Source organism: Shewanella baltica, from assembly GCF_900456975.1.
GTDB lineage: Bacteria > Pseudomonadota > Gammaproteobacteria > Enterobacterales > Shewanellaceae > Shewanella > Shewanella baltica.
The window spans coordinates 3,533,595-3,547,568 of sequence record NZ_UGYM01000002.1 but is presented as its reverse complement, the minus strand read 5'-3'; the positions used below and the strand labels follow the sequence as shown (position 1 = coordinate 3,547,568).

General features: G+C 46.5%; 12 protein-coding genes and 3 tRNA genes. 5 read left to right on the top strand and 10 right to left on the bottom strand.

Going from position 1 to position 13,974, the window contains the following annotated elements:
- Nucleotides 1-57: 57 nt before the first annotated feature.
- Nucleotides 58-474 (bottom strand): VOC family protein, encoded by a 417-nt coding sequence (locus DYH48_RS15870; protein ID WP_006080581.1) that lies wholly within the window; start codon nt 472-474, stop codon nt 58-60.
- 56 nt (nt 475-530) lie between these two features.
- Nucleotides 531-1,145, bottom strand: a complete 615-nt coding sequence (locus DYH48_RS15865; protein WP_011846050.1) for an NADPH-dependent FMN reductase — start codon at nt 1,143-1,145, stop codon at nt 531-533.
- Between the two features lie 147 nt (nt 1,146-1,292).
- Between DYH48_RS15865 and DYH48_RS15860 the strand changes: the two genes are divergently transcribed.
- Entirely contained in the window at nt 1,293-1,916 is a 624-nt protein-coding gene (locus tag DYH48_RS15860) for a helix-turn-helix transcriptional regulator (RefSeq protein ID WP_006080584.1), read from the top strand.
- Between the two features lie 119 nt (nt 1,917-2,035).
- On the opposite strand, the gene DYH48_RS15855 is transcribed toward DYH48_RS15860, so the two are convergent.
- A complete protein-coding gene (locus DYH48_RS15855; RefSeq protein WP_115335313.1) occupies nt 2,036-2,962 on the bottom strand; it encodes a tetratricopeptide repeat protein in 927 nt (308 codons plus the stop codon).
- A gap of 161 nt (nt 2,963-3,123) precedes the next feature.
- On the opposite strand from DYH48_RS15855, the gene DYH48_RS15850 reads away from it, so the two are divergent.
- Complete coding sequence (locus tag DYH48_RS15850) at nt 3,124-3,831, top strand: pseudouridine synthase (protein ID WP_115335312.1); 708 nt, start codon at nt 3,124-3,126, stop codon at nt 3,829-3,831.
- 126 nt (nt 3,832-3,957) lie between these two features.
- Here the strand turns inward: DYH48_RS15850 and hmpA are convergent, their stop codons facing one another.
- From hmpA to DYH48_RS15820, 6 genes are all read right to left on the bottom strand, one after another.
- Nucleotides 3,958-5,151 (bottom strand): NO-inducible flavohemoprotein, encoded by a 1,194-nt coding sequence (hmpA, locus tag DYH48_RS15845; protein WP_115335311.1) that lies wholly within the window; start codon nt 5,149-5,151, stop codon nt 3,958-3,960.
- Between the two features lie 261 nt (nt 5,152-5,412).
- Complete coding sequence (locus DYH48_RS15840; protein ID WP_115335310.1) at nt 5,413-7,038, bottom strand: methyl-accepting chemotaxis protein; 1,626 nt, start codon at nt 7,036-7,038, stop codon at nt 5,413-5,415.
- Between the two features lie 166 nt (nt 7,039-7,204).
- Nucleotides 7,205-7,291 (bottom strand) — tRNA-Leu (locus tag DYH48_RS15835).
- Nucleotides 7,292-7,377: 86 nt separating this feature from the next.
- A tRNA-Leu gene (locus DYH48_RS15830) sits at nt 7,378-7,464 on the bottom strand.
- A gap of 54 nt (nt 7,465-7,518) precedes the next feature.
- Nucleotides 7,519-7,594 (bottom strand) — tRNA-Phe (locus tag DYH48_RS15825).
- A 229-nt stretch (nt 7,595-7,823) separates the two neighbouring features.
- Nucleotides 7,824-8,585, bottom strand: coding sequence for an outer membrane protein assembly factor BamD (locus tag DYH48_RS15820; RefSeq protein ID WP_006085778.1), 762 nt, complete (start codon nt 8,583-8,585; stop codon nt 7,824-7,826).
- 122 nt (nt 8,586-8,707) lie between these two features.
- On the opposite strand from DYH48_RS15820, the gene rluD reads away from it, so the two are divergent.
- The 3 genes from rluD (at nt 8,708) to clpB (ending at nt 13,189) form a co-directional block, all read left to right on the top strand.
- Complete coding sequence (gene rluD, locus DYH48_RS15815; protein ID WP_115335309.1) at nt 8,708-9,682, top strand: 23S rRNA pseudouridine(1911/1915/1917) synthase RluD; 975 nt, start codon at nt 8,708-8,710, stop codon at nt 9,680-9,682.
- Nucleotides 9,683-10,417 carry a peptidoglycan editing factor PgeF gene (gene pgeF, locus DYH48_RS15810; protein ID WP_115335308.1) on the top strand — a complete coding sequence of 245 codons (735 nt, stop codon included), beginning with the start codon at nt 9,683-9,685 and terminating at the stop codon, nt 10,415-10,417.
- 198 nt (nt 10,418-10,615) lie between these two features.
- Nucleotides 10,616-13,189, top strand: coding sequence for an ATP-dependent chaperone ClpB (gene clpB, locus DYH48_RS15805; protein WP_006080593.1), 2,574 nt, complete (start codon nt 10,616-10,618; stop codon nt 13,187-13,189).
- A gap of 270 nt (nt 13,190-13,459) precedes the next feature.
- Here the strand turns inward: clpB and DYH48_RS15800 are convergent, their stop codons facing one another.
- Nucleotides 13,460-13,927 (bottom strand): DUF4124 domain-containing protein, encoded by a 468-nt coding sequence (locus DYH48_RS15800; RefSeq protein WP_006080594.1) that lies wholly within the window; start codon nt 13,925-13,927, stop codon nt 13,460-13,462.
- Nucleotides 13,928-13,974: the final 47 nt, after the last annotated feature.

The following is a 13,974-nucleotide window of genomic DNA, read 5'->3' as shown; positions in this document are numbered from 1 at the left end:
GCGCGGTTCACGGCTGCAGTTGACCACTTTTTTTAATAACGACTTACGCTAATACCGCTAATAGCGATTTCGCTCCGCTGGAATATCAGTTAAATACTCGACAAATTCCACTTCAAAACCATGGGCGTCGAAGAAGTAAATATTGCGTCGATAGGGGTCTTCCATGCCATCTTTGGCAATAGGGAAGCCTGCTTGGGTCAATCTTGCTATCACAGCATCTAAGTTGTCGGTCACAAAGGCAAAATGCGCCAGTCCAATTTGATGGCCAGTTAAATCTCGGTTTTCTCCCTCACCATTATCACTAAAAGCAATGTATTGATAATCATCGCCAAAATGAATCCAATTACGAGGTTTGCCGTACCAAGTGCCCTTATCGCCACCGCGAACACGCCAGTGGGGAAAAGCCGCCTGATAAAAGCGCAGTGCTGCGGGGATGTCGTCTACCACTAAGTTGATATGCTCTAAATGAATCATAATGCGTTCCTTGTAATGATTTTAGTCTGTTGCTGGTGGTTAAAATCTCAAGCCGCTTACATACCGTAACAGTATTCCTGCTGCTTTGGGTACGCTTGTCCGGCATGTTGTTGACGAATGGGTGCTAATGCTTGGGCGTATTGATGCAGCATATACAAGCTGTACTGCACTCTTTCCCTGAGTGCGATATCCCGGGCACCCTCGGGAATGGCATTGAGTACATGGCTGACATTGCGGATGATCAAGTGATCGGGAATAGGCACTAATTTATTGTTTTTGAGTGCATTCATCTTCACTTCAACGATGGGATAGGTACCGCCAATCCCGTTCGATACTGAGATTAATAGTGCCGGTTTATGGGCTGTTTCTTCGCGAGTACACATCAATAAAAAGTTCTTCAGTAGTGGCGATGCCATGCCGCCCCATTCTGGGGTGATAAGTACCAGCGCATCGGCTTCGTCGACGCTTTGCTCTATTTCGGGCCAGTGTTCCCCCTTGTTGTCTTCCTCTCCATCCCAAAATGGCAGGTTAAATTGGCATAACTCTAAGTGATGTATGCTGGCGTAACCCATAGCATGGGGAGATGAGAAACTGCTTTCTGCAATGTAGCGACCGACTTTAGCACTTTGGGAGTCGGGTCTTTGGCTGGTGCTGATGATGAGTAACTTCATTAAGTAAACCTATTTGTTTATAAATTATTTATAAGGTAATTACTTTATTTAATCTTGTAAAGGATAAAGTAAATAAAAAAGTTTATTTAATCTGTTAAAGCGGTACTGGATCGGAGATAATGCGCTGGCTAACATCGGAGAGTTCAGATGAAAACCACTGATAAGATTATTCAATTGCTCAAGTTACATGGCCCGCTTACCGCTAAAACCTTAGCGGAGGAATTGGCGTTAACGACGATGGGCGTGCGTCAACATCTTCAGGCATTGGAAGACGCAGGCGATGTGGACATCGAAGATAGAGTTGAAGGTCGTGGTCGCCCAACGCGTTACTGGAGATTAACTGAACAGAGCCGCAGTCACTTTGCCGATCGTCATGAGGAATTGACGGTACAGCTAATTGATTCGGTGAAAATGATCTTTGGTGACCAAGGTTTAGATAAGCTTATCGACCACAGGGAGCAAAGTGCGTTAGTTCAGTATCGTGCCGCTATGGAAGGGGCGACAGATATTCCGACACGTTTGGCTATCCTTGCGAAATTACGCTCGAACGAAGGTTATATGGCGACGATGGAACAGGTAGATGGCGTGTATTTTTTACTCGAAAATCATTGTCCTATCTGCGCCGCAGCGACTAAGTGTTTAAACTTTTGCCGCTCAGAGTTACAACTTTTCCAGCAATTATTCGCCGATATCGCGGTGGTGAGCCGCGAAGAACATATCATCGAAGGTGCACGCCGCTGTGCATATAAGATTGAGGCTATTCCTCACTAGTGGGACTTAAGTCGCTCAATTATGGCGCTTTATCTTTAGGATAAAACGCCACTGAGCGCCAACGCCATATATCAAGCGTTAGTGCGGAGCTTAAAAATTAAAGCTTATAACTTAGTAGCTTAGGGCTTTTCAGGTTCGTGATAGGCCAATAAGGTTTCGAAACGAGCATGTCCTTTAAGTTGTGAGAAATCCGCCTCTTCTAAGGCCAGTTCCTTGAAGGATGCACTGTTATGAATGGCGCGCTCTAAATCAGAAATTGCTCTATCTTCAACCCCTAAGCACGCAAAGGCGCAGGCTCTTTGATAAAAAGCGTGGGCGTTAGTTGGGTCCACTTCCAGAACGCGATTACACAGGCTTTGTGCCCAGTTAAATTCACGCATTTCCATTGCGGCGTCGGCCTTGTAGGTCAGGGCTTCTAAATCCCCTGGTCGAATCGTGAGAATCTCATCATAGACTTCAATCTTTTGCTCTGGCGTTTGCGCACTTTGCGCCCGTAGCCAGAGGTTATGGATCTCATTGATAATCTCAATCTCGCGATTATTGTCCGTGATAGTACGGCTCTTACGCTTGAGTTCTTGCTCAAGTACTTTGAACTTTTCTTCGTATTGTTCGGCAATACTTTGCAGCTGGTTAGCAGCCAGTTTGGCTGTGTGCGTTTTGATTTCCCGCAGGGATTGCCAACCGATAAAGGCGACTAACGAGGCGACACCCGCGATGATATAGAAGAAGTAAGTCACAGTGACATTGGCGTAGTTCATCGATTTGTCAGCTACGGCGAGTTCGCGGTCGGTGATGTCGATGGTGAGACGACGCTCGAGATCCTGTTGATCGTGTCTGAGGGATTTAAGTTCATCGAGGACGTAACGCTCGACCAGCGGTTTATCATGGATAGCGGAGGGGCGAGCCGCTTCAGGAGGATTAACTGCATCACTCGCTTGGGCGAAAAAAGAGCTCGCAAGCGTCACTAAAAACAAGGCTAAAAATAGCAGGTTCGAACGTATTAAAACGGGACTTGCGGATAAGTTTTTGATGCGGTAACCACTCACAGTAAGATTAATTGAGCGCCTAGCTTAACAAATTTTACCTCGTTCGATCCAATTTAGCCCAGAATAGCCTTTGTGATGCTCCTTTAGTTCGGCTTGCTATGAGCCGAACTTGCATCCTGCTAGAATGGCTATCTCATTCATATTTCGTCATTTGTGGTGTTATGCAATCTAAGCGCGGCCGACTCGATCGTTATCTTTGTACCCAGTTACACACTCACCGTAAAGCGGTGCGTGAACTGCTATTATCGGGCCGAGTGTGCGTCGATGGATTGATAGTGAAGGATATGGATAGGCAAGTGGATGAGTTTTCCCACATCCAACTCGATGAGCAAATACTGCAGGCCAATGCGCCCGTCTATGTGATGCTTCACAAGCCGATTGGTGTGGTGAGTGCTACCAAAGATATTCAGCATAAAACAGTGATTGATTTGCTTGATTGCGAAGCCCGTGATGAGTTGCATATTACTGGCAGATTAGATTTAAACTCTTCGGGTTTGTTGTTATTGACCAATGACAGCCGCTGGTCTGATGCGCTGATGTCACCTACACACAAGGTCGACAAAGTGTATCGGGTTACCTTAGCTAATCCCATAACCGAAGAATACATCGCTGCATTTGCCGAAGGGATGTATTTTGGCTTTGAAGATATTACAACCCAACCCGCTAAGCTGGTTATCCTCGCTGATAACGTGGCTGAAGTGACTTTACATGAAGGTAAGTATCATCAAATCAAACGGATGTTTGGTCGGTTCCGCAATCCGGTTGTTGGCCTGCATCGATTATCGATAGGCGATATTGTGCTTGATGAAAAGTTGGCACCGGGTGAAAGTCGCGCGCTCACTGCGGCTGAAGTTGCCTCTATCCGTTAAAAATGATGAATAGAAAAGTACATCAAGCATTCATCATGCTTGTCGCTATCGTTTGCCATGCTAACAATGAAAGCTAAGCATTCAAACGGACCTGAGCGTGAATTCCCTCAAGTCCGTGTCATGCCATTAAAGATCGGCGTGAGGGCCGAACACTTCATAGTGCATGCTTTCAGCCGCGACACCCAGAGCGAGTAGTTGTTGCTTGATGGCTGACATGAATCCAATGGGGCCGCAGAAATAATAACGTGCGTGGGGAAGCAACTGTTCGGCGACTTTACTTAACTCCATTTGCCCTTCGAAATCATAATCATCACCCAACTTATCGGTTGGGGCTGGCTCACGATACCAAACATGACTTGTCAGATTATGATGTTGCTGGCGCTTGGCGTAGATAGCCTGTTTGAACCCGTGTACGGCGCCTTGCTCACAGGCATGCAGCCAAGTGATAGTGCTGGGATGCTGCAGCTTGAGTAATTGATTGAGCATACTTTTCATCGGTGTTTGGCCTACACCAGCCGAAATGAGCACTACGGGGGTGTCCGCCGCGACTTCTAGGGTAAAGTCTCCCGCGGGTGGCATCACCGCGATTTTGTCGCCGACGTGTATCGCATCATGCAGCAGGTTCGACACTTGTCCGCCGAGTTCGCGTTTCACACTGATGCGGTAGCTGGTGCCATTGGGCGCATCGGATAAGGAATATTGGCGGATTTCTTCATATGCCAAATTCGGGTGTGTTAGCTTCAAACTTAAATACTGACCAGGGATAAAATCTTTAACTGGCTTGCCATCTTCGGGCGTCAATATGAAGGAGGTGATGACTGCTGACTCGGTATTTTTCGCACTAATGATAAACTGACGCTCACCTAACCAGCCACCATCTTGCTCTGCATGCGCTTGATAAATTTGTGCTTCTCGCTGAATAAAAATATTGGCTAAAAATCCATAGGCCTGTGCCCAAGCTTCTAACACTTCTTCTGTTACCGCATCGCCCCCTAATTCTTTAAGCGTTGCCAATAAATGGCTGCCGACGATCGCATATTGCTCAGGTTTGATCAGAAACCCCGTATGTTTTTGGGCAATGCGCTCGACGGTTGAACTCAGTACCGCTAAGTTTTCGATATTTTTCGCATAGGCTGCGACGGCATTGAACAGGGCTACAGGCTGACCACCAGAATGTTGGTGCGCCAAATTAAATACATCTTTTAGTTCAGGATTATGTTTGAACATACGTTGATAAAAATGGGTCGTCAGCGCAGGACCTGCTGATTCGAGTAAGGGAATGGTGCTCTTGATAACTTGGATAGTACGGCTGTCCAACATCGAAAATCCTTAACGTGTAAATTTTATGAATGTTTATTGAGTTTAAAGATCTATTTGATTTGGATCAATAGAGATTATCGCTATCCGTGCTATCGATAACAAGGCTGAGATCATTTGAAGTGTTCAATAGAAGGAGAAATTAAATCGAGAAATAATGAAACGGATATTCTATTTCAATGGGTTACAGATGATGTAAATAGAGGGGAGTTTGACTGCAACAGCAAAAATGGTTGCAGTCGTTTTGTGGTTGATTGAGTTAAATTAGAGCTTAAATGCGCTCACTTGATTGCGCATGCTGCTGGCGAGCTTAGTCAAATTAATCACAGATTCACTTAATTCAGCCGCCGAAGCTGTGGAATGCTCGGCGATATCGCTGATGGCAATAATACTGCGATTAATACTCTCGGCAACGCTACTTTGCTCTTCAGCTGCGGTCGCAATGTGGGTATTCAGCTCGGTGATGCTGTCTACTGAGGTGACAATTTCTTTCAGCGCTTGACCCGCCTGATTGGCTTTATCGTTGGCATCATCTACTTGATTGATACCGATTTCCATTGCGCTGACGGCTTCTTTAACCCCTTGTTGTAGGGTGGCAATCATGGCCTCAATTTCTTGAGTCGATTTTTGAGTGCGTTGCGCTAGGGTGCGCACTTCATCGGCCACGACCGCAAAGCCGCGACCTTGCTCTCCCGCCCGTGCGGCTTCAATGGCGGCATTGAGTGCCAGTAAATTGGTTTGTTCAGCAATGCTCTTAATCACATCGAGTACGCGGCCGATATTTTGACTTTCATTAGATAAAAATCCAATGACCTGCGCCGTTTTTTGAATTTGATCAGAAAGCTGCGACATACTGCTAATCGATTGCATCACAATATTATTGCCGTTGGCGGCATAGGTATCGGCATCTTTGGCTGAATCCGCCGCGGCAGATGCGCTTTGGGCGACTTCGGCAACGGTGGCCGTCATCTCATTCATGGCCGTTGCAGTCTGCTCCGTTTCGGCTTGTTGCTGTTGCATTCGTTTATTGGTGTCTTGGGTGAAGCTACTTAACTCATTTGCCGAACTGTTGACCGTAGTTGCTGCCTCGGCAATGGAATGAAGAATCCCCCGTAAGTGTTCAATTACTTGGGTGAGGCTCGTGGATATTTGCCCTAGCTCATCGTGATTAAAAGTGGTGAATCTGACTGTGAGATCTGAGTCTTGATGGATCCTTTTCAGTTTACCGAGGATGTCATTAATGGGATTCATCACGCTGCGATTGACCCAGAGTCCAATCACAATACTGATGATCATGGCGGCACAGGCTAATGCCGCAAAAATAGTGATTGATGATTGGTAAATGGCATTTACACTATCTTTTTCTTCGCCCGCCACGCGGATTTGCAGTGCAATCAGTTCAGATATTTGGTTACTGATAGGATCAATTGCTTGGTACAGCGGCAGGATATTGGCTGAGAGTTGGCTTGAAACATCGCCGTTTAATCCTCTTAAGCGCGATATCAGGGTATCAATCTGTTGATTCGCGGAGGAGAACAGCACTTCGGCTTGTTTTACGAGTCGGGATTCTTCTGAGGTAAGCTCGGTAGATAGGTATTTTTGCCAATGTTGAGTAATAGTCGATTTGGCACTGTCTAGCGCTTCAGCCGCTTGCGAGGCGGTGAAACCACCCGCGTTCGCCTTATTGACCGCATCGATAACATCGACCGCATACTTATCGGCAATCACTTTTAAGTCATCCAGCGGCACCACTCTGTCGTTATAGATGCGTTCAACACCCGACTCAATGTTGCCCATCATATTAATGGCGAGAAAACCAATCGTCAGTAACATTGCAAGGGGGACCAAAATGCCGATAAACATTTTTTGTTTTATTTGTAGACCGTTCATATGGGATAGCCTCAGTGAACTAAAGAGTCCTTTAGGCAGAGCTCGAGCTATCCCTATGATGAGTCTGTAACATTAGGTATAGCAAATCAGCGGAAAGAGGGGAGAGTAACAGAGGATTTATTTTTTTTTAGATACAAAAAAACCTCGCTTAGCGAGGTTTAAATGTTGGTACAGATGAGAGGACTTGAACCTCCACGCCCTTGCGAGCACCAGCACCTGAAGCTGGCGTGTCTACCAATTCCACCACATCTGCATGGCTATCCGAAATTTCATCGAATGAGTAATCTCAAAACCGAAGAAACAATCTTAATGCTTTGTTTCATTCGTTGAACTGCAATTTGGTACAGGTGAGAGGACTTGAACCTCCACGCCCTTGCGAGCACCAGCACCTGAAGCTGGCGTGTCTACCAATTCCACCACACCTGCACTGTACCTATTGCAATTCTCTAACATTAGTCGCTGAAGCAACCAATTTAAAGATGGTGCCCGAACCCGGAATCGAACCAGGGACACGAGGATTTTCAATCCTCTGCTCTACCGACTGAGCTATTCGGGCGACGGGCGCAATTTAAAGGCTTTTCGGGTTTTGAGTCAATAGATTTTTACTAAATAACGTAAAAAGTGACTCGGTTGGATAAGATTTACACGAAAGTGTCATTTACGCTGCAAGTGGCGAGCTAAAAATAGTCAAACCACTATCTACGCTGGGGACTTAGCAATATCCAGTGATGGGTTAACTTGGGTAACAAAGCAAAAAAATGCCCCTATTAAAGGGGCATTCTCGGCTAGTTTGATAAGATTTCATTGTTTGGATAGTTAGCTTGCATTACCATGAGCACGTTTTGCTTCAGCTTGCTCTGACCTAATTCGCCATAAGCTTCTATCATTATCTCTAATGCCCGTTCATTTGAAGGGGTGCCAGGATATGTTTCCATTACAGATTGTGCTCGGATTGCTGCGGCGCTCCATGCATTCATCTTGAGATAATATTCGGCAACTTGGATTGAATATCTTGCTAAGCGATTCTTCAACGCTAACATGCGTTTTTGCGCATCGGCGGCATATTTGCTGTTAGGGTAAGTTTTGATAAGACGATCAAAATCTTTGAAAGCATCTTGAGCATTTTTAGGGTCACGATCGGTTCGGTCGATATTAAGCATATCGTGGAACAAATAGTTGTCGGCTTGCATGTTCACTAAACCGCGCATATAGAACACATAGTCAATATCAGGGTGGGTAGGATTAAGACGGATAAATCTGTCTATGTTCGCAATCCCCGAAGCGACATCGTCCATTTTGTAGTAAGCATAAATCAGGTCTAACTGGACTTGAGTTTTGTGAGGTCCGAAGGGGAAGCGTGAGTCTAACGCCTCCAAAGAACGGACAGCTTTAGAGTAATTGCCAAGTTCCATAGAGGTTCTTGCCTGAGTGTAAAGCACATCAGGTGACGTTTTGGCGGCAATATCGTTATCATCAGGGCTGCTGCTACAGGCTGATAACGCTAGTGAAAATAGGACTAAGGTAACGCCTTTGGAAAATTTATACATACTTGAATTCAATTCTTTTTAAGTTGTAGTTAAGAATTTTTCCATTTCACTATAAAATAGAAAACATCCGATTGTAACAGATAGCACACATTTTTTGACCCCTAAATGGGGATACGGTTCCTATGACACAAGAGATTAATCTAAAAAGCGAGATTTCGGCAACACAAACTGGACTGAGATTAGATCAGGCCCTAGCAGAGTTGTTCCCAGATTACTCGCGCACGCGCATCAAGGAATGGATCCTATCTGATGCAGTTTATGTTGACGGCGTTGTCGTTAATAAGCCCCGCGAGAAAGTTTATGAGCTGCAACAGATACTCATAGACGCCACTCTCGAAGAAGAAGTCCATGCCGCGGCGCAGGCCATTGATCTGGATATCGTCTATGAAGATGACGACATTATCGTGATCAACAAGCAAGCTGGATTGGTGGTTCACCCAGGTGCTGGCAATGCCGATGGCACTTTGATGAATGCACTATTGCACCATTGTCCTGATATTGAGCATGTGCCACGTGCAGGTATTGTGCATCGTCTGGACAAAGATACAACAGGTTTGATGGTCGTTGCCAAAACCGTTGAAGCGCAAACGCATTTAGTTGCCGCTTTGCAGGCCCGTGAAATCACTCGTGAATACGAAGCGATTGTTATGGGGACTATGACAGGTGGCGGTACAGTGGATGAGCCTATTGGTCGTCATCTTACTAAACGTACTCACATGGCCGTGCTGCACTCAGGTAAACCTGCTGTGACGCATTACCGTGTCGCGGAAAAATTCCGTAACCACACGCGTTTGAGATTACGTCTAGAATCTGGCCGTACTCACCAGATCCGTGTGCACATGGAATACATAGGCCACGTGTTAGTGGGCGATCCTGTGTATGGTGGTCGTCCAAAACCGCCTAAAGCGGCGAGCCCTGAGTTTTTCGATATCCTGAAAAACTTCAAGCGCCAAGCGCTGCACGCAGTTCGTCTAGAATTGGCTCACCCAGTGAGTTGTGAAATCATGAGCTGGCAAGCGCCAATTCCTGAAGACATGGTGATTTTGACTAAAGCACTGCGTCAAGACACGGTAGAGCATCCGATCGAGTATCTCTAAGTGTTTGATCACGATTGGCCTGTTCCTGCTAATGTTGGCATCGCTATGACAAATCGTCATGGCGGTGTGAGCGTGCATCCCTATGACAGTTTGAATCTTGGACTGCATGTCGGTGATGCTAAAGATCTGGTGATGGCTAATCGTGAATTACTCTGCAAACAATTAGCGTTAACTGCCGCTCCTGTTTGGCTTGAGCAAGTCCATGGTACCCATGTGCTCAATTTAGACACGCTGAGCTTAGCTCACGCAGCGGGTACGCCGATTGCCGATGCCAGTTATAGCCGAACTGCGAGCCAAGTTTGCGCTGTAATGACCGCCGATTGTTTACCTGTATTGCTGTGTAATCAAGCGGGAACCGAAGTTGCTGCGGCCCATGCCGGTTGGCGCGGTTTATGTGATGGCGTGATTGAGGCCACCGCGGCGCAGTTTAGTTCTCCTATGGATGAGTTGATTGCTTACCTAGGCCCGGCGATTGGTCCACAAAAGTTTGAAGTCGGCGTCGAAGTGAAGCACGCATTTTGTGGGTTACATCCACAGGCGGCAGCGTGTTTTATTCCCAGTGGCGACAAGTATCTGACCGATATTATTGGCTTGGCTAAATTACGCTTGAGTTTACTCGGCATCAAGCATATTTATAGCGCCGATATCTGCACTGTCAGTGACACTGATTACTTCTCATATCGTCGCGATAAGGTGACGGGGCGCATGGCATCGTTGATCTGGCTTAAGTCTTAAGTTAATTCCCCTACAATTTATATTTATTTCCGCGTTATCCGCTTGAATTTGGCTAAATAGCCCCCATCTTTTAACTAACGAAATGTAATACCAATCCTATTGAGATCTCTCCATTAGCGGTACTGATTTAACGCCACTAAATTGGCAAGATATCTTGTGGATTGGCATATCTCTACTTTGTGAGTTTTAGGAGGCTGTATGCGACTCGATCGTATGACCAATAAATTTCAGCTTGCCATCTCAGATGCCCAGTCTCTCGCACTCGGGCGTGATCATCAGTTTATTGAACCGCTGCATTTGATGATGGCATTGTTGAACCAAGATTCAGGTTCAATCCATCCCTTATTGACCCAAGCTGGCATTCGCGTGAGTGCGCTGCGCTCGCTTTTGAGTCAAGAGCTGGAACGCTTACCTCAAGTCGAAGGTACGGGCGGCGATGTGCAATTATCCCAAGGTTTAATACGTTTATTAAACCTGTGCGATAAATTGGCGCAAAAGCGTAAAGACAAATATATCTCTAGCGAGTTATTTGTATTAGCCGCGTTAGAAGGAGGCGATGCCCTCGCGCAAGCGTTGAAAAAAGCCGGCGCGACCAAAGAGTTGATGGAGCAAACCATTGAACAAATGCGCGGCGGCCAAAAAGTGGATGATCCGAACGCTGAAGATCAACGCCAAGCGTTGAAGAAGTTTACTATCGATCTGACCGAGCGAGCCGAGCAAGGCAAGTTAGATCCTGTGATCGGCCGTGACGATGAAATTCGCCGCACGATCCAAGTGTTACAACGTCGCAGTAAAAATAACCCCGTCCTTATCGGTGAACCGGGTGTAGGTAAAACTGCGATTGTTGAAGGACTTGCCCAGCGTATCGTTAATGGTGAAGTCCCTGAGGGGATTAAAAATAAGCGCGTCTTATCCCTCGATATGGGCTCATTGATTGCGGGCGCTAAATATCGCGGTGAGTTCGAAGAACGTTTAAAAGCGGTACTTAATGAGTTGGCGCAGGAAGAAGGTCAAGTGATCCTCTTCATCGACGAGCTGCATACTATGGTCGGCGCCGGTAAAGGTGAAGGCGCAATGGATGCGGGTAACATGCTCAAACCTGCGTTAGCGCGTGGTGATTTGCACTGTGTGGGCGCTACCACGCTCGATGAGTATCGTCAGTACATTGAAAAAGATGCGGCGCTTGAACGTCGTTTCCAAAAAGTGCTGGTGGATGAGCCAAGCGTTGAAGACACCATCGCCATTTTGCGTGGACTGAAAGAACGTTACGAGCTGCATCACCATGTGGAAATTACCGATCCGGCGATTGTGGCGGCGGCGACTATGTCGCACCGTTATGTGTCGGACCGTAAGTTGCCCGATAAAGCGATCGATTTGATCGACGAAGCGGCATCGAGCATTCGCATGCAGATGGACTCAAAACCTGAGTCACTCGACCGGCTTGAACGTCGTGCTATCCAGCTCAAACTGGAGGAGCAAGCGTTAGCCAAAGAAAATGATGAGGCGAGTCGTCGCAGGCTTGACCATCTGCAAGAGGAATTACGTGACGTTGAAGCTAAAGCTTCAGAGTTGAACGAAATCTGGCGTACTGAAAAAGCCGCATTAGCGGGAACTCAGCACATTAAAGCTGATCTTGAACAGGCTCGAATGGATTTAGAAGTGGCGCGTCGTGCGGGTGATTTAACTCGGATGTCTGAGCTGCAATACGGTCGTATTCCTGAGCTTGAAAAACAGCTCGATTTGGCATCGCAAGCCGAAATGCAGGACATGACGTTATTGCGTAACAAGGTCACTGAGTTCGAAATCGCCGAAGTCTTGTCGAAAGCGACGGGAATACCCGTATCGAAAATGCTTGAAGGCGAGCGCGAAAAATTACTGCAAATGGAAGTGGCGCTGCACGAGCGGGTGATTGGCCAAAACGAAGCCGTCGATGCGGTCGCGAATGCGATTCGTCGTAGCCGCGCAGGTCTGGCGGATCCAAATCGCCCGATAGGCTCGTTCCTGTTCTTAGGCCCAACGGGTGTGGGTAAAACTGAGCTGTGTAAATCATTGGCGAGGTTCTTATTCGATACCGAATCGGCCTTAGTGCGCATTGATATGTCTGAGTTTATGGAGAAACACTCAGTATCGCGTTTAGTGGGTGCGCCTCCTGGATACGTGGGTTATGAAGAGGGCGGTTACTTAACGGAAGCCGTTCGTCGTAAACCGTATTCGGTGATATTGCTCGACGAAGTCGAGAAAGCGCATCCCGATGTGTTTAACATCCTACTGCAAGTGCTTGATGATGGACGCTTAACCGATGGTCAAGGTCGTACTGTAGATTTTAGAAATACAGTGATTATCATGACCTCGAACTTAGGCTCCGACATTATCCAAGAAGGATTTGGTCAAGTGACCTATGCAGAGATGAAAGCGGCGGTAATGAATGTGGTTACTCACAGTTTCAGACCCGAGTTTTTAAACCGTATCGATGAATCTGTGGTGTTCCATCCATTGGATGCTGCCAATATCAAGCGTATTGCTTCGATACAGATTGCTTCCTTACGCCAACGTTTGGCGGAAAAGGACTATACATTGGAGATCACCGACGACGCATTATCATTGATTGCGGAAATTGGTTTCGATCCTGTGTATGGCGCAAGACCGTTGAAACGGGCATTGCAGCAAGAAGTCGAAAACCCGCTGGCGCAGAAATTACTGCGTGGCGACTTGTTACCGGGTAAACCGATCAAAGTCAGCTGTGCGGGTGGCGAGTTAGTGTTCGAGCAATAACCAGTAGCTAGTCACTTAGTGTGTTGTTTGAATGCGATACGTTAATCGCAAGCTTGAAGTTGGATAGATTGAAATAGGCGAACTGAAATAAGCGTTCTTGAATGAACGAGCTTGAAATAAACTATCTTGCAATAAGAGATAGTGCTTTCTTAGTCAGTATCGCTCCCGCTTCAAGCACTAAAACGAAAGGAGCCGAGTTTTTAACTCGGCTCCTTTTTTATTGCATCAGCTTAATCGTTGTTCGTTAATGTAGTGGCATAGTGAATTTGGCTACTTCTTATCACAGAAGAGTTTGATTCTTTCCTGTTGCTGAGCAATCGAGGCTTGGCGGTCTTCCTCTGTCATAGCGACAGATTCACCCGAATCGGAAGTTTGACGGATAAGCTTAGTGTGCGTTGTGAGAATATCTAAATTGTGTTTAGCACTCTCACAAATGGATTGAGCCTGTTTAGCATCTTTCTCTTTGATCAGCGCCGCTGACTTTTCTAATTCATTGGCTTCAGAAGTGGCTTCCGCTTTCTTTACCGGCGCGATAAAACCCACTTTCGCCTGCTCTAAATCTTCACTGTAGAGCTTTTCTGCTTTGATGTTTTCTTGTTGCGGGGCTTGTTGGCTGTAATGCGTCACCCCATTTTCGTCGACCCAAGTATAGATAACGCCCGCAGAAACGGGGCCAATGAAAAGGCCGAGCCAAAACCAGCGGCATAGCATAGTGCTGAACGTGTTCACTTTTAACATCGAAATCATCCCTAACTGGTCTCTCATCGACATGATAATAAAATATG

Excerpts from the sequence above, each read along its gene's own strand:
- DYH48_RS15870 (WP_006080581.1), bottom strand. The coding sequence starts at position 474 with ATGATTCATTTAGAGCATATCAACTTAGTGGTAGACGACATCCCCGCA.
- DYH48_RS15865 (WP_011846050.1), bottom strand. The coding sequence starts at position 1,145 with ATGAAGTTACTCATCATCAGCACCAGCCAAAGACCCGACTCCCAAAGT.
- DYH48_RS15860 (WP_006080584.1), top strand. The coding sequence starts at position 1,293 with ATGAAAACCACTGATAAGATTATTCAATTGCTCAAGTTACATGGCCCG.
- DYH48_RS15850 (WP_115335312.1), top strand. The coding sequence starts at position 3,124 with ATGCAATCTAAGCGCGGCCGACTCGATCGTTATCTTTGTACCCAGTTA.
- hmpA (WP_115335311.1), bottom strand. The coding sequence starts at position 5,151 with ATGTTGGACAGCCGTACTATCCAAGTTATCAAGAGCACCATTCCCTTA.
- DYH48_RS15840 (WP_115335310.1), bottom strand. The coding sequence starts at position 7,038 with ATGAACGGTCTACAAATAAAACAAAAAATGTTTATCGGCATTTTGGTC.
- DYH48_RS15820 (WP_006085778.1), bottom strand. The coding sequence starts at position 8,585 with ATGTATAAATTTTCCAAAGGCGTTACCTTAGTCCTATTTTCACTAGCG.
- rluD (WP_115335309.1), top strand. The coding sequence starts at position 8,708 with ATGACACAAGAGATTAATCTAAAAAGCGAGATTTCGGCAACACAAACT.
- clpB (WP_006080593.1), top strand. The coding sequence starts at position 10,616 with ATGCGACTCGATCGTATGACCAATAAATTTCAGCTTGCCATCTCAGAT.
- DYH48_RS15800 (WP_006080594.1), bottom strand. The coding sequence starts at position 13,927 with ATGTTAAAAGTGAACACGTTCAGCACTATGCTATGCCGCTGGTTTTGG.